Source organism: Pseudomonas anguilliseptica (assembly GCF_021375795.1).
Classification (GTDB): domain Bacteria; phylum Pseudomonadota; class Gammaproteobacteria; order Pseudomonadales; family Pseudomonadaceae; genus Aquipseudomonas; species Aquipseudomonas anguilliseptica_A.
In genome coordinates, this window is record NZ_JAEIOI010000001.1 from 769,209 (window position 1) to 790,101 (window position 20,893).

General features: G+C 62.6%; 20 protein-coding genes. 10 read left to right on the forward strand and 10 right to left on the reverse strand.

Features of this window, described 5'->3' with window-relative positions; genetic code table 11:
• Window positions 1-65 precede the first annotated feature (65 nt).
• Window positions 66-1,409: a tRNA (N6-isopentenyl adenosine(37)-C2)-methylthiotransferase MiaB gene (miaB, locus tag IOD17_RS03500; protein ID WP_233683710.1), complete on the reverse strand. Its 1,344-nt coding sequence runs from the start codon at window positions 1,407-1,409 to the stop codon at window positions 66-68.
• Between the two features lie 133 nt (window positions 1,410-1,542).
• Here miaB and IOD17_RS03505 point away from each other — a divergent pair, with 133 nt between their 5' ends.
• The gene (locus IOD17_RS03505; RefSeq protein ID WP_108486963.1) at window positions 1,543-1,866 is read left to right on the forward strand and encodes a DUF1820 family protein; all 324 of its coding nucleotides are present in this window, start codon (window positions 1,543-1,545) and stop codon (window positions 1,864-1,866) included.
• A gap of 87 nt (window positions 1,867-1,953) precedes the next feature.
• Here the strand turns inward: IOD17_RS03505 and IOD17_RS03510 are convergent, their stop codons facing one another.
• From IOD17_RS03510 to IOD17_RS03530, 5 genes are all read right to left on the reverse strand, one after another.
• Window positions 1,954-2,505: a tetratricopeptide repeat protein gene (locus tag IOD17_RS03510; RefSeq protein WP_233683711.1), complete on the reverse strand. Its 552-nt coding sequence runs from the start codon at window positions 2,503-2,505 to the stop codon at window positions 1,954-1,956.
• Window positions 2,506-2,597: 92 nt separating this feature from the next.
• Window positions 2,598-3,254 carry a DUF6962 family protein gene (locus tag IOD17_RS03515; protein WP_233683712.1) on the reverse strand — a complete coding sequence of 219 codons (657 nt, stop codon included), beginning with the start codon at window positions 3,252-3,254 and terminating at the stop codon, window positions 2,598-2,600.
• The gene (gene hemL, locus IOD17_RS03520) at window positions 3,254-4,543 is read right to left on the reverse strand and encodes a glutamate-1-semialdehyde 2,1-aminomutase (RefSeq protein WP_233683713.1); all 1,290 of its coding nucleotides are present in this window, start codon (window positions 4,541-4,543) and stop codon (window positions 3,254-3,256) included. Before hemL ends, IOD17_RS03515 begins: the two co-directional genes overlap by 1 nt.
• A gap of 54 nt (window positions 4,544-4,597) precedes the next feature.
• Window positions 4,598-5,224 carry a thiamine phosphate synthase gene (gene thiE, locus IOD17_RS03525; RefSeq protein ID WP_233683714.1) on the reverse strand — a complete coding sequence of 209 codons (627 nt, stop codon included), beginning with the start codon at window positions 5,222-5,224 and terminating at the stop codon, window positions 4,598-4,600.
• 25 nt (window positions 5,225-5,249) lie between these two features.
• A complete protein-coding gene (locus IOD17_RS03530) occupies window positions 5,250-6,044 on the reverse strand; it encodes a hydroxymethylpyrimidine/phosphomethylpyrimidine kinase (RefSeq protein ID WP_233683715.1) in 795 nt (264 codons plus the stop codon).
• A gap of 234 nt (window positions 6,045-6,278) precedes the next feature.
• Between IOD17_RS03530 and IOD17_RS03535 the strand changes: the two genes are divergently transcribed.
• From IOD17_RS03535 to IOD17_RS03550, 4 genes are all read left to right on the forward strand, one after another.
• Window positions 6,279-8,660 (forward strand): hybrid sensor histidine kinase/response regulator, encoded by a 2,382-nt coding sequence (locus IOD17_RS03535; RefSeq protein ID WP_233683716.1) that lies wholly within the window; start codon window positions 6,279-6,281, stop codon window positions 8,658-8,660.
• A gap of 178 nt (window positions 8,661-8,838) precedes the next feature.
• Entirely contained in the window at window positions 8,839-9,492 is a 654-nt protein-coding gene (locus tag IOD17_RS03540) for a TetR/AcrR family transcriptional regulator (protein WP_233683717.1), read from the forward strand.
• A complete protein-coding gene (locus tag IOD17_RS03545) occupies window positions 9,489-11,141 on the forward strand; it encodes an acyl-CoA dehydrogenase family protein (protein WP_233683718.1) in 1,653 nt (550 codons plus the stop codon). Before IOD17_RS03540 ends, IOD17_RS03545 begins: the two co-directional genes overlap by 4 nt.
• A gap of 9 nt (window positions 11,142-11,150) precedes the next feature.
• On the forward strand, window positions 11,151-11,582 hold the full coding sequence (locus tag IOD17_RS03550) for a PaaI family thioesterase (protein ID WP_233683719.1): 432 nt from the start codon (window positions 11,151-11,153) through the stop codon (window positions 11,580-11,582).
• Between the two features lie 60 nt (window positions 11,583-11,642).
• Here the strand turns inward: IOD17_RS03550 and IOD17_RS03555 are convergent, their stop codons facing one another.
• Window positions 11,643-12,377 (reverse strand): hypothetical protein, encoded by a 735-nt coding sequence (locus IOD17_RS03555; protein WP_233683720.1) that lies wholly within the window; start codon window positions 12,375-12,377, stop codon window positions 11,643-11,645.
• A gap of 132 nt (window positions 12,378-12,509) precedes the next feature.
• Here IOD17_RS03555 and amn point away from each other — a divergent pair, with 132 nt between their 5' ends.
• Window positions 12,510-13,982 (forward strand): AMP nucleosidase, encoded by a 1,473-nt coding sequence (gene amn, locus IOD17_RS03560; RefSeq protein WP_233683721.1) that lies wholly within the window; start codon window positions 12,510-12,512, stop codon window positions 13,980-13,982.
• A gap of 77 nt (window positions 13,983-14,059) precedes the next feature.
• On the opposite strand, the gene IOD17_RS03565 is transcribed toward amn, so the two are convergent.
• Window positions 14,060-14,935, reverse strand: a complete 876-nt coding sequence (locus IOD17_RS03565; protein ID WP_233683722.1) for a LysR substrate-binding domain-containing protein — start codon at window positions 14,933-14,935, stop codon at window positions 14,060-14,062.
• 133 nt (window positions 14,936-15,068) lie between these two features.
• On the opposite strand from IOD17_RS03565, the gene IOD17_RS03570 reads away from it, so the two are divergent.
• The 4 genes from IOD17_RS03570 to IOD17_RS03585 are packed head-to-tail and all read left to right on the forward strand — an operon-like array spanning window position 15,069 to window position 19,321.
• Entirely contained in the window at window positions 15,069-16,121 is a 1,053-nt protein-coding gene (locus IOD17_RS03570) for an agmatine deiminase family protein (RefSeq protein ID WP_233683723.1), read from the forward strand.
• A 4-nt stretch (window positions 16,122-16,125) separates the two neighbouring features.
• Complete coding sequence (aguB, locus tag IOD17_RS03575) at window positions 16,126-17,034, forward strand: N-carbamoylputrescine amidase (protein ID WP_233683724.1); 909 nt, start codon at window positions 16,126-16,128, stop codon at window positions 17,032-17,034.
• A gap of 2 nt (window positions 17,035-17,036) precedes the next feature.
• Window positions 17,037-18,140, forward strand: a complete 1,104-nt coding sequence (locus tag IOD17_RS03580; protein WP_233683725.1) for an extracellular solute-binding protein — start codon at window positions 17,037-17,039, stop codon at window positions 18,138-18,140.
• Between the two features lie 56 nt (window positions 18,141-18,196).
• On the forward strand, window positions 18,197-19,321 hold the full coding sequence (locus IOD17_RS03585) for an agmatine deiminase family protein (protein ID WP_233683726.1): 1,125 nt from the start codon (window positions 18,197-18,199) through the stop codon (window positions 19,319-19,321).
• Between the two features lie 4 nt (window positions 19,322-19,325).
• Here IOD17_RS03585 and IOD17_RS03590 read toward each other — a convergent pair whose 3' ends face one another.
• Together IOD17_RS03590 and ahr are read right to left on the reverse strand one after the other, a co-directional pair.
• Window positions 19,326-19,778: a GNAT family N-acetyltransferase gene (locus tag IOD17_RS03590; protein ID WP_233683727.1), complete on the reverse strand. Its 453-nt coding sequence runs from the start codon at window positions 19,776-19,778 to the stop codon at window positions 19,326-19,328.
• Between the two features lie 57 nt (window positions 19,779-19,835).
• On the reverse strand, window positions 19,836-20,870 hold the full coding sequence (gene ahr, locus IOD17_RS03595; protein ID WP_233683728.1) for an NADPH-dependent aldehyde reductase Ahr: 1,035 nt from the start codon (window positions 20,868-20,870) through the stop codon (window positions 19,836-19,838).
• Window positions 20,871-20,893 lie beyond the last annotated feature (23 nt).

Consider the following 20,893-nt stretch of genomic DNA (forward strand, 5'->3'; position numbering starts at 1 on the left):
GCTGGGGTAGTGAACTGAAGAATAGCGCCAGCGGCCGCGAGGGGGAAGCTCGGGCCGCTGCACCTTTAGTTGCAGACGGTTTCGCTGATCAGCGTGCCGCGCAGTGAGTTGGGCATGGCTTCGTCGATATGGATGTCGGCGAACTGGCCAATCAGGCGTGGATTGTCACAGCGGAAGTTGACCACGCGGTTGCTCTCGGTGCGACCCTGGAGCATGCCGGGGTCTTTCTTCGAGTAGTCGCTGACCAGAATGCGCTGCACGGTGCCGACCATGCGCCGGCTGTTTTCGAAACCCTGCTGGCTGATGCGGTGTTGCAGCAACGCCAGGCGCTGCTTTTTCAGTTCCAGCGGGGTGTCGTCGGGCAGATCAGCCGCCGGGGTGCCGGGGCGCGCGCTGTAGACGAAGGAGTAGCAGAAGTCGAAACCGACGTCTTCGACCAGTTTCAGGGTCTGCTCGAAGTCCTTCTCGGTTTCACCGGGGAAGCCGACGATAAAGTCCGAGCTGATCAGGATGTCCGGCACGGCGGCTTTCAGCTTGCGGATACGCGACTTGTATTCCAGCGCGGTGTGGTTGCGCTTCATCGCCGCGAGAATCCGGTCGGAGCCCGACTGCACCGGTAAGTGCAGGTACTTCACCAGCTCCGGGATATCGGCGTGAGCCTGGATCAGCGCGTCAGAGAACTCCAGCGGGTGGCTGGTGGTGTAGCGGATACGGTCGATGCCATCGATGGCGGCCACGGCATACAGCAGCTCGGCGAAGTCGGCGATCTGCCCATTGGTGGTCGCGCCGCGGTAGCCGTTGACGTTCTGTCCGAGCAGGGTGATCTCACGCACGCCGTGTTCGGCCAGGTGGATGATTTCACTGAGCACATCGGCCATGGGGCGGCTGACTTCTTCGCCACGGGTGTAAGGCACCACGCAGAAGGTGCAGTACTTGCTGCAGCCTTCCATCACCGACACGTAGGCGCTGGGGCCATCGACGCGCGGCTCAGGCAGGCGGTCGAATTTCTCGATCTCGGGGAAGCTGATATCCACCTGGGCGGTCTTGGTGCTGCGCGCGGCGTCGATCATTTCCGGCAGGCGGTGCAGGGTCTGCGGGCCGAAGACCACGTCGACGTAGGGCGCGCGGTCACGAATCGCCGCGCCTTCCTGGCTGGCCACGCAGCCGCCGACACCGATCACCAGATCCGGGTTGGCCAGCTTCAGCTCACGCCAGCGGCCAAGCTGCGAGAACACCTTGTCCTGGGCTTTTTCGCGGATCGAACAGGTGTTGAGCAGGATGATGTCAGCGTCTGCCGCCTGCTCGGTGACTTCCAGGGCTTGATGTTCACCCAGCAGGTCGATCATGCGCGAGCTGTCGTACTCGTTCATCTGGCAACCGTGGGTTTCGATATAAAGCTTCTTGGTCATGCGCGCTCAACAAGGGGATTTGAAGAACCGCGCATTATAGGGGGCGAAGGCGTGGCTTCCTAGCATTGGCTGCTCGGCGGCTATGCTATGATCCGCGCCCTTTCAATAACCCGCCGGTACGAACTGCATAGCCATGAGCAAGCGCGAACCCATCTACAAGGTGATTTTCCTCAACCAGGGTCAGGTGTATGAGATGTACGCCAAGCAGATCTTTCAAAGCGATCTGTGGGGTTTTCTGGAAGTGGAAGAATTCGTCTTTGGTGAGCGCACCCAGGTGGTGGTCGACCCCAGTGAGGAAAAGCTCAAAGCGCAGTTCGACGGTGTGGTGCGCAGCTTTATCCCGATGCACGCGATCATCCGCATTGATGAAGTCGAGCGCCTGGGTACGCCGAAGATCAGTGATGCCAAGGGTGGTGGCAATGTCATGCCGTTCCCCATGCCGATGCCGGACAAGTAAGCTGTCTTAGGCTGTCGGGTGGGTGTCGCTTTTTATATCCACCGCTCTAAGGCCGTATGGACACTGTTTCGCTCATCCATCCGAACGCTACGGCAGTGGCGCGAACGGTGAGGTAAAGGTGTCGGCGTTCTGCAACTCCAGCAGGTAGTTGCGGAATATCTGCCCAAGCACCTGGCTGGCAATTTCCAGCTCATCGCGGGGCATCTGTGCGGCGATCAGGTCGGCGCTGTCCATGGCTTCGTCCGAGCCATTGACTGCCGCCATCTTCAACACGATATAGGCCTGCACCGCATTTGCTGGTACGCCTTCGCCACGGAAGAACATCATGCCCAGGCGGTATTGTGATTGTGCATGACCTTGCAGCGAGGCTTGTTCAAACCATTTCAGCGCCTGACTCAGGTCGCGTTCGATGCGCTTGCCGTCGTAGTAGAACTCGCCCAGTTCGTATTCCGCCTGTAGGTCGCCGTTAAGCGCGGCCTGCTGGCAGGACTCAAGGGCGGCCGGCAGTTCTTCGGCGGTGGTATTCAGGGAACAGCTGCCTGGCGCGGGGATCAGCAAGGAGTTGCCGCCCGCCGAAGCGAGCAGTGGCAGCAGGAGCAACAGGCAGCCCAGGGACAGGGTGCGGCCGGTGCGTTTCATGAAAATCCGTTTACCTCAGGATGCACAACAGGCGATGTGCCTGGCCGCCGGAACGCGGCAGCCATCACATTATGAAATAAGCAGCGGCGTTCTTACAAAGTCTTTACCGGGTTTTCTTCCGTGCGGCCATGTTTTGCGCTGCCGGGTAGGCTCAGCAGGAGCCAGGCTAATAACGGATAAGCGAGCGTCAGCAAGACATGGAACAGATCGACCCTGCGTAACGGATCTATAAAACCCTGGGTGCCCACGACCAGCCCTGCCAGCAAAAACAGCCCCACCACCGTCACCGAGGTGGCCAGGGGCGGGCGCTTGGGCCACTGCACGGCGCCGGCGTAGAGAATCAGTAGCAGCGTTGCCAGGTTGAGCAGCAGGCGATAATCCTCCAGCTGGTTCAGTTGGCGGAACAGTTCGAAGAAAGCGCACAGCCCCAGCAGGATGCGTCCCCAGTTGGCGCGGCTCCATTGCCAGCCGCGGCCCAAGGCCAGCGCGGCGGCGCCGACTAACGGTAAACCGAGAAAACTGCTGGCCTGGCTTAGCCACAAGTGCGCGGCCTGCGCGCCGGGGTCAATGCCGAAGCGAATCACCCCGACGGCCGCTGCAGCGGCCGGCAGAAGAAACCCCAGCAGCGCACAGAACAGCGCCGGCTGGTCACTCTCGCCATAGTGCTTGCGGGCTTTGCCGATGGCGATTGCGCAGGCCAGGCAGGCCAAGGCCAGCACGCCATCGGAGAGTGCCGTGCTGTACTGCATCAGGCGTTCTTCAACGCAGCGAAGGCGCGCTCGGCGGCGTCGAGGGTGATCGCCAGCTCGGCATCGCCATGGGCGATGGAGGTGAAACCGGCCTCGAAGGCGCTCGGGGCCAGGTACACGCCACCCTCGAGCATCAGGTGGAAGAAGCGCTTGAAGCGCTCGACATCGCTGGCCATCACATCGTCAAAGGTGACGATGTCGTCGGCACCGCTGAAATACAGGCCGAACATGCCGCCCGCCTGGGTGGTGACGAACGGAATGCCGGCCGCATCGGCGCGGTCCTGCAGGCCCTGGAGCATGCGGCTGGTGTAGTCGGTCAGCTCGGCGTGGAAACCCGGGCGTTTGATCAGGCGCAGCGTGGTCAGGCCTGCGGCCATGGCCAGCGGGTTACCCGACAGAGTGCCGGCCTGGTACACCGGGCCGAGCGGGGCGATGCAATGCATGATTTCGCGCTTGCCGCCGAAGCAGCCGACGGGCATGCCGCCACCGATGATCTTGCCGAAGGTGGTCAGGTCCGGGGTGACGCCGTAATACGCCTGGGCGCCGCCGAGGGCGACGCGGAAACCGGTCATCACTTCATCGAAGATCAGCACCACGCCGTGTTTGTCGCACTGCTCGCGCAGGCCTTGCAGGTAGCCGGGTGCCGGCGGCACGCAGTTCATGTTGCCGGCCACCGGCTCGACGATGATGCAAGCGACGGTCGAGCCAACTTCGCTGAGCATCTGCTCAACGGCGGCCAGGTCGTTGAACGGCAGGGTCAGGGTGTGTTTGGCAAAATCCGCCGGTACGCCGGCCGAGCTCGGTACGCCCTGGGTCAGCAGGCCGGAGCCGGCTTTTACCAGCAGGCTGTCGGAGTGGCCGTGGTAGCAGCCTTCGAATTTGATGATGTTGTCGCGGCCGGTGTAACCACGGGCCAGGCGGATGGCGCTCATGGTGGCCTCGGTGCCGGAGCTGACCATGCGCACCATTTCCATGGACGGCACCAGGTTGCACACCAGGTCGGCCATCTCGGTTTCCATGGCGGTCGGCGCGCCGTAGGACAGGCCGTGCTGCAGCTGATTGCGCACCGCGTCGAGCACGTCCGGGTGGCTGTGGCCGAGGATCATTGGGCCCCAGGAACCTACGTAGTCCACATAGCGCTTGTCGTCTTCATCGGTGACGTAGGCACCTTCGGCATGTTTGAAGAACAGCGGAGTGCCGCCAACGCTTTTAAAAGCGCGCACCGGCGAGTTGACGCCACCAGGGATGTGCTTTTGCGCGTTGGCGAAGAGGGTTTCGGAACGGGACATGGCAGGGCCTCTCAAGCAGGGAGTTGGGGCGAACCGTGCCGCCCCTGATGACGATTAGTTAGAAATAAACAGGGCGCTAAAGGCGCGGGCGCGGCGCTCGACTTCGGCGGCCGAGTCGGCGCCGAACAGGCCGTGTACCACGGCAACCATGCTGGCGCCGTGGGCAATCAGCTCGGGGGCGTTATCCAGGGTCACGCCGCCGATGGCGACAATCGGCAGGTTGACCTTGGCTTTCGCCGCCGTCAGCAAGGCGATGTCAGCCGAGGGCGCGCCAGGTTTTGTGGTGGAGTTGAAGAAACGGCCAAAGGCAACGTAATTGACGCCTTCCTTGGCAGCGGCTTCGGCCAGTTCCAGTTGGGCATGGCAGGTGCCGCCGATAATCGCCTGGCGGCCGAGCAAGGCGCGGGCGGCAGACAGCGAGCCGTCGCCCTGGCCGAGGTGTAGGCCCACGCCGAGGCGCGCGGCCAGTTCGGCGTCGTCATTGATGATCAGTGCCGCGCCATAGCGGTTGCACAGCTCGCGCAGCGCTTCGGCTTCGCGCAGGCGGCGGGCGTCATCGCTGGATTTGTCGCGATACTGCAGCAGCGTCGCGCCACCCTTGAGTGCCGCCTCGACGTAAGGCAGCAGCTTGCCCTTGAGCAATTCGCTGTCGGTGATGGCATACAGGCCACGCAGTTTCATCGGGTACTCCATCAACTGCTTTCTATTAATAAGCATCCAGCGGCAGGCGGCGCGGGATGTACTGGCCGTGGCCCGGTTGTTCGGCGTCACGCAGGGTGCGCCAGGTGTAATCGAGGGCAAACTGCACGGCGCTGACCAGTTCCTGGCCCAGGGCCAGGCGGCCGGCCAGGGTGCTGGCCAGGGTGCAGCCCGAGCCATGGTAGCTGCCGGGCAGGCGCTGGCAGGTAAAGGTGTGGCGGCTGCCGTCGCGGCTGTACAGGCGGTTGTGCACTTCGTGCTCATCGCCATGACCGCCGGTGATCAACAGGTGCTGGATATAGGGCAGCAGTTTTTCCGCGCACTCATCTGCTGTGCCGTCCGGCAGTTCGGCGAGTATTTGGGCTTCCGGCAAGTTCGGTGTGGCGATTGTCGAGACGGCAAACAGTCGTTCGCGCATGGCGTAGCCGACTTCGTCCTTACCCAGTGCGCCGCCGCCGCCAGCACGCAGCACCGGGTCGCAGACCAGCGGGATGCCCGGCAGGCGCTGCATGATTTCCAGTACGGTTTCGACCATCTCGACCGAGCCGAGCATGCCGAGTTTTACGGCCTCGACCGGCAGGTCGTTGATCACCGCATTGGCCTGGGCCAAAACCCAGTCGCGGTCGAGCACACGGAAGTCGGACACATTGACGGTGTCCTGCACGGTCAGTGCAGTCACGGTGGGGGCAGCGTGACAGCCTTGGGCGAGCAGGGCTTCGATATCGGCTTGCAGGCCGGCACCACCACTGGGGTCGTGACCGGACAGGCACAGCACTACGGGGCGAGAGGTAGGCATTTTCATGGTGCGCGAGCTTATCACCAAACCAGGTGTTGCAGACCCCGTAAGACCAGCAAAGCGTTGCAAGCGGACGACCTGCATGCCACCGGGAGGTGTTCGCCACTTCGTGAATCTCCCGCGCTATTTCAGCTTTTTCACGGCTTTGCGCCACGGGTGCCTATGCTAGAGTGCCAACCCCATGAATACACCGCTCCAGCGGCGCGCAATGGCGCTGCTGGCCTACTCTGGCTGAGCTGCATGCACTACATCCTTCTCTGCTTTTTAATGCTGGTGCCAGGGTTGGCCGGCGCATTGGTTTTTGATGAAACCACCCGCAGCCTGCCGCTCGGCAAGGCCATGGCGGTATTCGAGGATGTGCGCGGTGATGCCAGCATCGAGGACATCACCTCGCCAGCGCTGCAAGGCAGCTTTCGTCAGCACGACAAGGGCGTGCTGAACGCTGGTTATTCGCGCTCGGTGTTCTGGTTGCGTCTGGATCTGGAATACCGTCCGCAGCAGACGAGCACGACGCAGCCCTGGCTGCTGGAGCTGGCCTACCCGCCGCTCGACCATGTGCAACTCTACTTGCCGGATGCCGCAGGCCGTTATCACTTGCGTCAGCACACCGGCGATGCCTTGCCGTTTTCCAGTCGCGAGATCAAACAGCACAACTATCTATTCGAACTGCAACTGCCGCCGGGGCAGCCGCAGCGCGTCTACCTGCGCCTGGAAAGTCAGGGCTCTATCCAGGCCCCGCTGACCCTCTGGGCCCCCAATGCCTACCTGGAAGAGCAACCGGCGCGCATCTATGTACTGGGCATCATCTACGGCGTGCTGCTGGTGATGCTGATCTACAACCTGTTTATCTTCCTCAGCGTCCGCGACACCAGTTACCTGTATTACATCCTCTATATCGCTTCGTTCGGTTTCTATCAGCTGTCGGTCAACGGCGCGGCCATCGAGTATTTCTGGCCCAGCAGCCCCTGGTGGGCGAATGCGGCCACGCCATTTCTGATTGGCGCGGCGGCGTTGTTCGGCTGTCAGTTCGCCCGCAGTTTCCTGCACACCGCTGAACACAGCCCCTGGGTTGATCGCGCCTTGCTGCTGCTGATGGCCTGTGGCGTGCTGGTGATGACCCTGGCCCTTACGGCCAGTTACGCGCTGTCGCTGCGCCTGGCCACCTATCTGGCTCTGCTGTTCACCGTGGTGATTTTCAGCGCCGGGATTCTCGCCTGGCTGCGCGGCATGCGTGTGGCACGCTATTTCATCATTGCCTGGAGCGCCTTTCTGGCCGGTGGGGCGATCAATACCCTGATGGTGCTGGGCTATCTGCCGAATATCTTCCTCACCATGTATGCCAGCCAGATCGGCTCGGCGCTTGAGGTGGGCCTGCTCTCGCTTGCGTTGGCCGACCGCATCAACGCCATGAAGGAAGAGCGCACACGCATCCTCCAAGAGGCCGGACTCAAGCTCGAAGCCTTCAACCAGGAACTGGCGACCAGCAACCGGCTCAAGGATGAATTCCTCGCCACCGTTACCCACGAACTGCGCACGCCGATGAACGGCGTGATCGGCTCGCTGGAGCTGATGCAGATGCTCAATATCGAAGGCGAGCTGGCGAATTATCAGAAAACCGCCGCCAGTTCAGCCCGCGACATGATGCGCATGGTCAATGACATCCTTGCCCTCACCGAGCTGCAGGCTGGGCGTCTGTATCCACGGCGCGAGCCTTTCAGTCTGCGTGGTCTGTTCGACGGTCTGCGCGCGCAGTACGCGCCGCGTGCTGCAGAAAAAGGCCTGGGTTTTGTGCTGGAGCTGGATGACAGCCTGCCCGACACGCTCGAAGGTGATGCCAGCAAACTGCAGCAGAGCCTGGGCTGTCTGCTGGATAACGCCATCAAGTTCACCCTGCATGGTGAGGTGCGAGTGCGCGTCAGCCGTGGCGGTACGGCCAGCGACACCCTGCCGCTGTGTATCGAGGTGATCGATAGTGGCGCGGGTTTTGTGGTGCCGGCCGATGGCAAGCTGTATCAGCGCTTTCAGCAACTGGACGGCTCGATGACCCGCGAGTACGGCGGGTTGGGTATTGGCCTGGCCATCTGCCGGCAGCTGGTTGACCTGCTAGGTGGCAACCTCAGCCATCAATCGCAGCCGGGGCAGGGCAGCTGCTTTCGTCTGGAGCTGCCGCTGGCCTTGCCGGTGCAGCTGGCAGCACCGGCTCAACTGCCGCCCAAGGTCACCGGGCCGGCGTTGCGCCAACCGGGGCAGTGCACGGTATTGATTGTCGAGGACAACGCGATCAATCAGCTGGTGACCCGCGGCATGTTGCTCAAATTGGGCTACCAGGTGCGTACCGCCGATAACGGCAGCGAGGCCCTGGATGTGCTGCGCAATGAGGCGGTCGATGCGGTGTTGCTGGACTGCCAGATGCCGGTGATGGATGGTTTTGCCACCTGCCGGGCGTTGCGCAATCTGCCCGGTTGTGAGGCCTTGCCGGTGCTGGCGATCACCGCCCACAGCCACAGCGGTGACCGTGAGCGCTGCCTGGCTGCCGGCATGAGTGATTACCTGGCCAAACCCGTGAAGTTCGAGCAGCTGCGCAATCTGCTGCATGACTGGGTGCTCTGCCGTCCGGCATAGCGGCGTCTGGCTTGTAGGGTGCGCCGTGCGCACCACGGAGCCTGGCACATTCAGCTGAGTCCTCCGTGTTATATGCGTCAATGGTTGGCGCTTATGCCGCCTACTGTGCCCGGAATCGCCCTTTAGCCAAACTCTGAATCCTGATTCACTTGATGCATCGTGAATCAGGATTCAGACCATGGCTTATCGCACCACCGCCCTGCGTATCGATCGTGATCAAGCATTGCGGGAGCGCATTATCAGCGCCGCCCTGGCACGGGTGGCTGAAGGCGGCTTTGCTGCGCTGACCATGCAGGCGCTGGCCGAAGATGTCGGCATTGCCACCGGTAGCCTGTACCGCCATGTGCGCAGCAAGGGCGAGCTGGCGGCGGAAGTGTTTGCCGTGGCCAGCCAGCGTGAGGTGGATGCCCTGGCCGTCACCGTGCGCGGGCCGGGTAGCCCGGTGCAGCGTCTGGCCGAGGGGTTGCAGCGCTTTGCCGCGCGGGCTTGGGACAGTCGCCGCTTGGCTTTCGCCCTGATTGCTGAGCCGGTTGACCCGGAAGTCGACGAGCAGCGCCTGTTCTACCGCGAAGCCTATGCCGATCTGTTTGTCGAATTGCTGCAGGAGGGTGTCGCCCAAGGCGTGTTCCATGTGCAGCAGATCAACCTGGTCGCAGCTTGCCTGGTCGGCGCCATTGCCGAAGCCCTGGTCGGGCCGTTGTCGCCGCCTGCGCGTGCCGCCCGTGAAGCCGGATACCCCGCCCCCAGTCTGGCCGAAGTCAGCCAGGCTCTGATTACGTTCTGCCTGCGCGCCGTTGGCGCCCCATTGCCCGAAGAGGAGCCTCAGCCATGAATGCCAGCCAACACGCCGAAACCCATGAAGTGTTCAATCAGGTGCCGCCGCTGGATGGCGCCAACCTGTACCGCGTTGACCTGCCGCTGCAGGAGTGGACCAAGCGCTTTGGCGGTGGTTGGGCCGAGCAGCGCCTGGATGTGTATGGCGGCCTGGCCGGTGGTGAACTGATGGCCGCAGGCTTTCTCGCCAACGAAAATAAACCGGTGTTCAAGAGCCACGACCGCTACGGTCACCGCGCCGATCTGGTGGAGTTTCACCCGGCCTATCACCAGTTGATGAGTGCAGCCATCGAGCATGGCTTGCCGTCCATGCCCTGGACCGACCCGCGCGCCGGCGCCCAAGTGGCGCGCGCCGCCATGAGTTACCTGCACAGCCAGGCCGAGGCCGGCAGCGGTTGCCCGCTGACCATGACCTTTGCCAGCGTGCCCGCACTCAAGCTACAGGCCGATGTGGCCGAGAAGTGGTTGCCGAAAATTCTGTCTACCCAGTACGACCCGCGCAACCTGCCAATCGAGCAGAAAGCCGGTGCGACCATCGGCATGGCCATGACCGAAAAGCAGGGCGGCACCGATGTGCGCGCCAACACCACGCGCGCCTACCCGGTGGGCCTCGGTGGTCCCGGTCAGGCTTATGAGCTGGTGGGGCACAAGTGGTTCTGCTCGGCGCCGATGTGCGACGCCTTTCTGACCCTGGCGTATACCGCCAAGGGCCTGACCTGCTTTCTGCTACCGCGCCACCGGCCGGACGGCACGCGCAACGAGTTCTATATCCAGCGCCTGAAAAACAAGCTGGGTAACTGGTCGAACGCCTCCAGTGAAGTGGAGTTCCGTGGTGCCCTGGCCTGGATGGTCGGTGAAGAAGGCCGTGGCGTGCCGACCATTATCGAAATGGTCGCGCTGACCCGTTTCGACTGCATGATCGGCTCCAGCGCGCTGATGCGTCAGGCCCTGACTCAGGCTGCGCACCATTGCGCGCACCGTCAGGTCGGTGGTCGGGTACTCAGCGAGCAGCCACTGATGCAGAACGTGCTGGCTGATCTGGCCCTGGAAAGCGAAGCAGCGCTGGCGCTGACCATGCGCATGGGCAAGGCGCTGGATAATCCGCACGATGAGCAGGAAGACAAGTTCGCCCGTCTGGTCACCGCCGTGGGCAAGTATTGGATCTGCAAACGCGCGCCGGCCATGATCAACGAGGCCGCCGAATGTATGGGCGGCGCCGGGTATGTCGAGGATACCATCCTGCCAAGGCTGTACCGCGAAGCACCGGTCAACTCGACCTGGGAAGGCTCGGGCAACGTGCAGTGCCTGGACGTGCTGCGTGCGCTGTCCAAGGAGCCAGGCGTGCTTGATGCACTGTTTGCCGAGCTGGGCGACGGTCACGGCGATGCGCGGCTGAAAGCCCATATTGCGCAACTGCAGGCGGATTTCCGCGACACCGCCGATATCCAGTACCGCGCCCGTCAGCTCACCGAAGACGTAGCCCTGGCATTGCAAGCCAAGCTGCTGCTGGAGGCCGGCAATTCGGTGGTAAGCGATGCCTTTATCGCCAGCCGTCTCGGCGGTCAGGGCGGGCGGGTCTACGGCACCTTGCCGCGTGGGGTGAATGTCGAGGCGCTGGTGGCGCGCAGTACGCCGCACCTGATCTGAGGTCTGAACATGCACAGCAGTCTCTTTGAGCGCTTAAAGGCCTGGCTGACCGGCGATATTGCGGCGGATTACGGTATCTCCCAGCTGCGGGCTGCAGCCGGGGTGGCGAGCTTCAGCAGTCAGCCGCCGGCTGTGCACTTCAATCCGCTTGGCGGTGTGCATGGCGGTTACACCGCCACGCTGTTCGATGCGGCGCTGGGGTTAGCGGTGTATTCGCAGGCCAGTGCCGAGGAGGTCTACGTGACCGCCAGTCTGCAGGTGAATTACCTGCGCCCGATTGGTCTTGCGGCCTTGCCGTTGCATACCGAGGCCTGCGTGCAGCAGCGCGAAGGGCGACAGGTCGCGGTGCAGGCCACGCTGCATGATGCCCAGGGGCAGCTGTGTGGCACCGGCAGTGCGGTATTCACCTGCTTGCGCAGTTCGTTACAGGCTACAGGCTGAGGCCTGCCTGGCGGAGGTGCTGTTAACAGGCTTTGCCGGGTGCGATCCGGCCTGCGCGCTTCAACGGCGCTGCCAGATCATCTTGCCGGTGTTGCTTTCGGTCACCAGGTACTGGTCGCTGAAGTGGTAGTGGGCGGCCGGCTGGTAGTCGTTCTGGCCTTGCAGCTGCACTTCCAGCAAGCCGGTGTGGGTGGTTATCCAGCGGCCGGTGTATTGCAGCTCGCCGGGGGCGTCGTAGTTCCAGTCGGCGCCGCCAGCGACGGTACGGCTCCATTGGCTCACGCCGCCATCAACGGTCAATTGCAGAATCATCTGGGTGGTCATTGAGGCGAAGTTGGCGCCGCCGCTGTTGGTGATTTTTTCATGCATCCAGGTGCCGACCAGTGCTGGGTCGCGGAATTGGCGATTGGCCTTGCTGGCGATGGCGGCGTCGCTGAACGTCTGGCGATGGAACACGGCACTGCGCTCCAGGGTTTCGCCCGTGCGCGGGTTGCGCGCTGCAATGTGGCTGTCGAGCACGCCGTTGGCATAGGTGGCCGTCATGTTGGCGATTGCCTGTCCGGATTGTGTTTCGCTGATCTTCGCTGTGAGCAGCTGTCCGTCGAAGCTGCCGCTTATCTGTAGGCGCAACCGGCCCCCTTCGACGTATTCACCACTGACCTGTGGCCCCTGGCTGCGCAGGTGCAGCTCGGCGGGTTGACCGTCCAGGGTGGCCAGGTAGTGACCGTCCAGGCTGTCGGCCAGTAGCAGGCTCGGCAGTAAACTCAGGAACAGGATGAGCAGGGCGCGCAGCATGCGGTGTCCTCGGGGCAATGGGTGCAACAAGATTAGCGGGTATTGGGTGACTGGGTGGTCAACGCCGCGCTATCCCAAGCGCGGTGGATCAGGGCAAGATAGAGCCTGTCCGATCAGCCAGGAAGATGCCTTGTGAGCCTTTGTTCCGATGACTTCGTTGTCGCCACCACCGCCGAAGAGGCGGTGGATCGCCTTGCCGCGTTGCACCAGCAGGCTACCAGCGCTCTCAGTCAGGCGCTCAAGCGCTACCTCAAAGAGCGCGTCAAACCCGATGCCGCCCAGCACTGCCTGTTCCGCTACCCCGAATTGCGCCTGACCTACCTGTGTCAGGGCGAGGTGCCGACCACCGTGCGTGCCTACGCCAAGGTACAGGTGCCAGGCACCTACGCTATCACCGTGACCCAGCCGGCGGCCTTCCGCAAATACCTGCTGGAGCAGCTGCGCCCGTTGATGAACGACTTCACCTTGCGTGTGGAAGTCGGCCGCAGCCAGCAGAACATTCCTTACCCGTACGTGGTCGAGGGTGGCGATGAACTGGCCGGCAGCGGTGTGACCGCCGCCGAGCTGGCGCGGGTATTCCCCAGCACCGACCTGTCCGCCGCCACCGACGGCACCGCCGATGGCCTGTACGACTGGGAGAACATCGACCCGCTGCCGCTGGCACTGTTCGATGCGGCGCGCACCGACTTCTCGCTCAAGCGCATCCAGCATTACACCGGCAGCGACTGGCGCCATGTGCAGCCGTGGATCCTGCTGACCAACTACCACCGTTACGTCGACCAGTTCATCCGCCATGGCCTGGACATGCTGGTGGGCGACTCACGCTTCACCCGCATGGTGCTGCCGGGCAATGTGGTGGTCGAGCGTGGCATGGCCGAAGGCGAGATGCAGGCGATCATCGAGAACGTGGTCTGGCACCGCTACCAGATGCCGGCCTACCACCTGCAGGCCGAGGATGGTCACGGCATTACCCTGGTCAATATCGGCGTCGGCCCGTCCAACGCCAAGAACATCACCGACCACCTGGCCGTGCTGCGCCCGCACTGCTGGCTGATGATCGGCCACTGCGGCGGCCTGCGCCAATCGCAGACCATCGGCGACTACGTGCTGGCCCACGCCTATATGCGCCGCGACGGCATTCTCGACCGCGTACTGCCGCCGCATATCCCGCTGCCGGCGCTGGCCGAGGTGCAGCAGGCATTGCAGCAAGCGGCCAAGCTGGTGACTGGTGAAGAGGGCGACGAGCTGAAAAAGCGCCTGCGCACCGGCACCGTGCTGACCTACGACGACCGCAACTGGGAACTGCGCTGGGCTCAGGAGCGGCCGCTGATCAACCTGTCACGCGCGGTGGCGGTGGATATGGAAAGCGGCACTATCGCCGCCCAGGGCTATCGCCTGCGGGTGCCCTACGGCACGCTGCTGTGCGTGTCGGACAAACCGCTGCACAGCGAGATCAAACTGCCTGGCGCGGCCGGTGCTTTCTACGAACGCGCCGTGACCCAGCACCTGCATATCGGCATCACTGCCCTGGAGCTTATGCGCAGTCAGCTCAACTCGCTGCACTCGCGCAAGCTGCGCAGCTTTGATGAGCCGCCGTTCCGGTAGGTTGGGTTGAGGCGCGTAGCGTCGAAGTCCAACAGCTAGTGAGCGTTTCCTGTTGGGCTTCGCAGGCTCAACCCAACCTACGATTTGCTTGCTGGGCTGCCGTTCAGGGCGTTTTCCAGCCAAGCGCAAAAGCTGCGGGTCAGTGGATCGCCCTCACTGTCGCGGTGCACCAACCAGGCCCAGTTGGGGCCGCGCACTGTCTGTTCCGCCAGCGGTTGCAGTAGGCCGTTACGCCGAGCCTGGTCAGCCAGCAACTGGCTGACCAGGGCGATGCCCAGGCCTTGGCTGGCGGCATCCAGCAGCAGGCCAGGGTCGGAGAAGTTAAGTCCGTTGCTCTGCTGGCCTACATCCTGCCCGCCTTGCACTGCCCAATGACTCCAATCCATCTCTCGTTCGCCATGCAGGGTGCAGCGCTCGTCTGGTTGTTGCGCCAGCAGGCTGGGGTGTGCCGCCGAATAGAGGCGGTCTTCCAGCAACACGCGAAAGCTGCACTCGGCCTGGGCGGTGAGGTCGTCACGCACGGCAATGTCGATGGTCTGAGTGGCCATGTCCGGCACCTCATCGCTGGTGAACAGCCATAGGTCGATTTCCGGGTGCAGGCGATGAAATTCACCCAGGCGCGGCACCAGCCAGTGGCGGGCGAAGGCCGGCGTGGTGTTGACCACCAGTTGGTTGGGCTTGCGGTACTGCTCCAGGCGACGGATGCCCACGGCCAGTTGCTGCAACAGCGACTGGGTGGTGCTGAGCAGGTCATACCCGGCATCGGTGAGGCTGACGCTGCGTCCACTGCGGTAGAACAGCGGCTGTTCGAGAAAGCTTTCCAGGCTACGGATCTGCTGGCTGATCGCCGACTGGGTGAGGTGCAGTTCCTCGGCGGCCTTGTGGAAGCTGCCCAGGCGGGCGGCGGCCTCGAAGCCGCGCAGGGCGTTTAGCGGGGGCCAGTGTTTCAACATGATTGATAAGTCCTGCTAATCAGAATTGTGCAAAATCTATCGTTTGTTACGGCATTTTTACAGGCCTAGCATGCAAGTCATCACCGCATTCGCGGTTTTCAGTGATAACAAAGACTTAACTGAAGGCACTTGTATGCAGCATAACGCAGTCGCAGAAAACGCTTGGTTCATGCCCGCTGAATGGGTTCCGCACGCCGCCACCTGGATGGTCTGGCCGCATAACCAAGGGCTGTGGGAGTCCGGCTGGGGCGTGACCCTGACCGAGGTGCAGGTGGACTTCGCCCGGGTGGCCAACGCCATTGCTCGCTTCGAACCGGTAAAGATGGTGGTTGATCCATCGGCAGCGCTGCGTGCCCGTGAGTTGTGCGGGCCCAACATCGAGCTGATCGAGTTGGCCGTCAACGACAGCTGGTGTCGCGATTCCGGGCCGAGCTTTGTCTGCCATCCGCAGCGTGGGGTGGCCGGGGTGAGCTGGCGCTTCAATGCCTGGGGCGGCAAATCCGAGCATGATCTGGATGAGAGCCTGGCGCGGCGTATTCTCAACGGCCTGGGCATGGATTGCTTCGGCACGCCGCTCTCCAACGAAGGCGGGGCGATCCATGTGGATGGCGACGGCACGCTGATCACCACCGAATCGGTGCTGCTCAACCCCAATCGCAATCCGGGCATGAACAAGGCCGAGATGGAGGAAATCTTCGCCCGCCTGCTGGGCGTGAAGAAGACCATCTGGCTACCGGGTGACCCGCAGTACGTGACGGGCGATATGACCGACGGCCATATCGACGGCGTGTGTGCCTTCGCCAAACCCGGCGCGCTGCTGGTGGACGCCACCCGCGATCAGGGCTCGGTGTACGCCGAAGTGGTGCGCGAAAACCGTCGCGCCCTGGAGCTGGCCACCGATGCCCGTGGCCGCACGTTCGAGCTGCTCGAACTGTACGAGGCCACCGACGCGGTGGACACCGAAGCCGAGGTGTTCTGCGCCTCCTACACCAACTTCTACATCTGCAACGGCGCGATCATCATGCCGGCCTACGGCATTGCGGCGGACGAGGAAGCGGCGGCGACCCTGCGTATGGCCTTCCCGGGCCGCGAAGTGGTGGCGGTGCAAATCAATCAGCTGGCCCATGGCGGCGGTGGCGTGCATTGCATCACTCAACAGCAGCCGGCTTGGCCGTTGAAGGGGTGAGGTGATGAGCAAACTGACCGTCGCCACTACCCAGTTCGCCTGCAGCTGGAACCTTGAGCAGAACCTTGACCAGGCCGAGCGTCTGGTGCGCGAGGCCGCCGCCAAGGGCGCGCACCTGATCCTGTTGCAGGAGCTGTTCGCCACCCCGTACTTCTGCATTGAGCAGGACCACAAGCACCTGGCGCTGGCCGAGGAATACAGCCAGAGTCGCGTGCTCAAGCGCTTCTCCGCCCTGGCCAAGGAACTTGGCGTGGTGCTGCCGTTGTCCTGGTTCGAGAAGGCCGGCAATGCCTGTTTCAATTCGCTGAGCGTGGCCGACGCCGATGGCCGCCTGCTTGGGGTGTACCGCAAGACCCATATCCCCAACGCCATCGGCTACCAGGAGAAGGAATATTTCAGCCCCGGTGATACCGGCTTCAAGGTCTGGGACACCGCCTTCGGCCGCATCGGCGTGGCCATCTGCTGGGACCAATGGTTCCCCGAAACAGCGCGTTGCCTGGCCCTGCAAGGTGCCGAAGTGCTGCTGTTCCCCACCGCCATCGGCTCCGAACCGGGGGCGCAAACGCTGGATTCCCGTGACCACTGGCAACTGACCCAGCGCGGCCATGCCGCCGCCAACATCCTGCCGGTGATCGCCGCCAACCGCGTCGGCCGTGAAGTGGCGAGCAGCGATCCAGCCCTGCAGATGAGTTTCTACGGCTCGTCCTTTATCACCGACCACAAGGGCAAGTTGCTCGCCGAGGCTGACCGCGACAGCACGGGCGTACTGGTACGTGAACTGGATCTTGCCGCCATGCGTGAGGAGCGCCTGACCTGGGGCATCTACCGCGACCGCCGCCCGGAAATGTACGGCCCGCTGCTGGGCCTGGACGGACGGCAAACCCATGTGTGCTGGAATCACCAAGGAGTCTGAGCATGAAACCTGCGAACGCATTGCTGATTGGCTCGCTGAGTCTCGTCCTGGGTTGTGCCCAGGCCTGGGGTAAGACCGAGGAAAAGACCCTGCGCCTGTACAACTGGGCCGACTATTTTGCCGAGGACACCCTGGCTAGCTTCACTAAGGAGACTGGCATCCGGGTGATCTACGACGTCATGGAAGGCAGCGAAACGCTGGAAGCCAAGATGATGGCCGGCAACAGCGGTTATGACCTGATCTTCCCCGGCGACACCGTGGCCGAACGGCTGATGCGTGCCGGCGCGTTGCAGAAGTTGGACAAGTCCAAGCTCGAACATCTGGATGAGATCGAGCCGGGCCTGCGCAATTTGCAGACCCAGTACCCCTATTCGCGTCACGCCACAGTGCCTTACACCTGGGGCAGCATTGGCATTACCTATAACGCCGCGATGATCGAGCAGCGTATGCATGACGCGCCGGTAAACAGCCTCGATCTGCTGTTCAAACCGGAAAACGCGGCCAAGTTCGCCGACTGCGGCATCTCGATGATCGACTCGCCGGACGAAGTGCTGGCCGTGGTGCTCAACTACCTGGGGCGATCACCACGCAGTGCCAAACCCGACGATCTTAAGGCTGCCGGAGAATTGTTGGCGGCGATCAAGCCCTATATCCGCAAGTTCCAGTCGCAGCCGGTTACCGAACTGGTCAATGGCGATCTGTGCCTGTCGCTCGGTTACAGCGGCGATGTCACCCAGGCCCAGCGCGCTACGGCCGGAGCCGGCAAACAGGTGGATTTCCGTTTCCACATTCCACGCGAAGGCACCACGGTCTGGATGGACACCATGGCTATTCCAGTGGATGCCCGGCACCCGCAGTACGCCTACGCCTTTATCAATTTCGTCATGCGTCCTGCGCATATGGCGGCGATCAGCAACTTCACCGGCTACCCGACTTCGAGTGCCGCAGCCCGGCCATTGGTCGATGCCGACATGCGCAATAACCCGGAGATCTATGTCGATCAGGCCGTTTATGCGCGGCTGATCCCCGGCAAGGACATTCCCCAGCGTGACATGCGTGCGCGCATGCGTGCCTGGAGCCAATTCAAAACGGCCCGTAGTCACTGAGCCGCTGCCAGCCCCTCACCCTTCACAGCCGCCCCACTTACAGAGGATGCAGAACCATGTCGACACGTCGTGATTTCATTAAACAGCTGACTGCCGTCGCCGGCCTGGGCGTGGTCGCTTCCATGGGCGTTGGCCTGAATGCGCCGCGTGTACGAGCGGCGCTGGGCAACAGTTGGTATATGCCCGACGAGCATGCGCCGCAGGAGCGGGTGTTTCTCGCCTTCGCGGCCTCCAGTGCGGTGTGGGAGGACTGGGCAACGCCGGTCAACGATTGCATCGCTCTGCTGGCCAAGACCATCGCCAAGTACCAGCCGGTAACTGTGCTGTGCCGCGCCAATCAACTGACCCTGGCTCGGCAGAAGTGCGGCACGACTAATACCAAGTTCCTGACCATGCCGCTGGACGACATCTGGGTGCGTGACTATGGCGGTTGCTTTGTGGTCGATGGGCAGGGCGGTCGTGGCCTGGTCGACTTTCATTTCAACGGCTGGGGCGGCAAGCAGCGCGCCAGCAACGACACCCAGGTGGCCGATAACCTGAGCTACGAGCTGGATGCCAGCTACATCGCCAGCCAACTGGTGGGTGAGGGCGGCGGTATCGAGGTGGATGGCCACGGCACGGCGATCATCACCGAGAGTTGCTGGGTCAACAGCAACCGCAACCCGGGCATGAGTCGCGCACAGATCGAGTCCGAGCTGAAGGCCAATCTGGGGCTGCGCAAAATCATCTGGCTGCCGGGGATCAAGGGCAAGGACATCACCGATGCCCATGTTGATTTCTACGCACGCTTCGTCAAACCTGGTGTGGTGATCGCCAATCTGGACAACGACCCCAAGTCCTACGATTACGCCGTGACGCGCACCCACCTGGACATTCTCAAGAACGCCACCGACGCCGACGGGCGTCGCCTGGTCGTGCACACCCTGCCGCCACCCTTGAAAGTGCGCAGCAACGTCTACACCCGTAACAATCCGGATTTCGCGCCGGGTTATATCAATTACCTACCAATCAATGGCGCGGTGATTGCGCCGCAGTTCGGTGACTCGGCGGCCGACAAGTACTGTAAAGACCTGCTGACCCAGCTTTATCCGGGGCGTGTGGTGGTGCAGGTGAATATCGACCCGATCGCCGGTGGCGGTGGCGGCATTCACTGCGTAACCAAGAACATGCCGCGCCTGTAATTGGTCAGTGGGCCGACTGTTCGAGGCGCAGGTGCAGAATCGGAAAAGGCCGTCCGCCATCATCCAGTGGTGAGCGGCCTGCTACTGCGAAGCCCTGGCTCAGGTAGAAGTCCAACGCCTTGGGGTTCTGTTCGTTGACGTCGACCTGGTTTGCGCCAAGGCGCACCACTGCGTCGTTGAGCAGGGTACGGCCTATGCCCGTGCCGTGCTTCTGCGGGTCAACGAACAGCATCTCGATCTTGCCTTCTGCATAGCCGAGAAAACCGCTGACATTGCCATCCGCGCCACGGATGCAGCTGAGCTGAACCTGGGGGAAGTACTGCTCGATCAGCAAAGGTTTGAGCAGTTGAATATCGTGCTCTTCGAGAAAGTCGTGGGTGGCGCGTACTGCCGCCTCCCACACTTCAAGCATGCGCGGGAAGTCGCTGGAATGGGGTGTTTCGACCAAGTGTGGCATGTGTGGCTCATGGGGCGGTGAAAAAGGGCAAATCATGCGACTGATTTGCCCCTGTTGTCACTTGCTGGCATCCAGCACCACGCGGTAGCGCGCTTTACCGGCACGCAGGTGGTCGATGGCCTCGTTGACTTTGCTCATGGGGAAGTGCTCGACCTGCGGCAGGATTTGATGGCGCGCGCAGAACTCCAGCATGGTCGCCATGTTGCTGGGGGAGCCGACCGGTGAGCCAGACAGGCTCTTCTGTTTTGGAATCAGATTGAACACATGCACCGGGATGGCGCTGGGCACGATGCCAACAAAGTGCAGGCGGCCTTTGCCGCTGAGGGTGCCGAGCATGGCGTTCCAGTCCAGGTCGGCGCTGGCGGTGACCAGCAGGAAGTCCAGGCTGCCGGCAATCGCCTTGAGTGCCGCACTGTCGGTGGAAGCGACTACCTTGTGCGCGCCCAGGCGTTTGGCTTCATCCTGTTTGTTCAGTGATGAGGTGAAGGCGGTGACTTCGCAGCCCCAGGCATTCAGAAAGCCCAGCGCCAGATGGCCGAGGCCGCCGATACCGACTACGCCGACCTTGTCAGTGGGTTTCACGTTGAAATCCAGCAGCGGGCTGAACACCGTGGAGCCGGCGCAGAACAGCGGGCCTACCAGTGCTGGATCAAGGCCGTCAGGCAGCGCTACCGCCCAGGCCCAGTGACTGCGCAGGCGGTCGGCGAAACCGCCGTTGCTGCCGACAATGGTCGGTTTTACCGTGCCGCATAGTTGGTGCGAACCTTCCATGCACGAGCTGCAATGCATGCAGCTGCCCTTGTACCAGCCGATGCCCACCCGTTGCCCGAGCTTCAGGCCACGGGCCTGCGGGCCGAGGCGTACCACGGTGCCGACCACTTCATGACCGGGAATAAAGGGGTAGCGCGCATTGCCCCATTCGTTGTCGATCATCGACTGGTCAGAGTGGCAGATGCCGCAGTATTCCACGGCCACCTCGACCTCTTCGGCACCCAGCGGGCCGGGGTCATAACTGTGCGGTTCGAGGGGCGCGCCGGGGGCTTTGGCAGCCCAGCCGGTAAAGGTGTCGACGATGGATTCGGACGAACTCATAACAATGGCCTCGGGACGGGAAA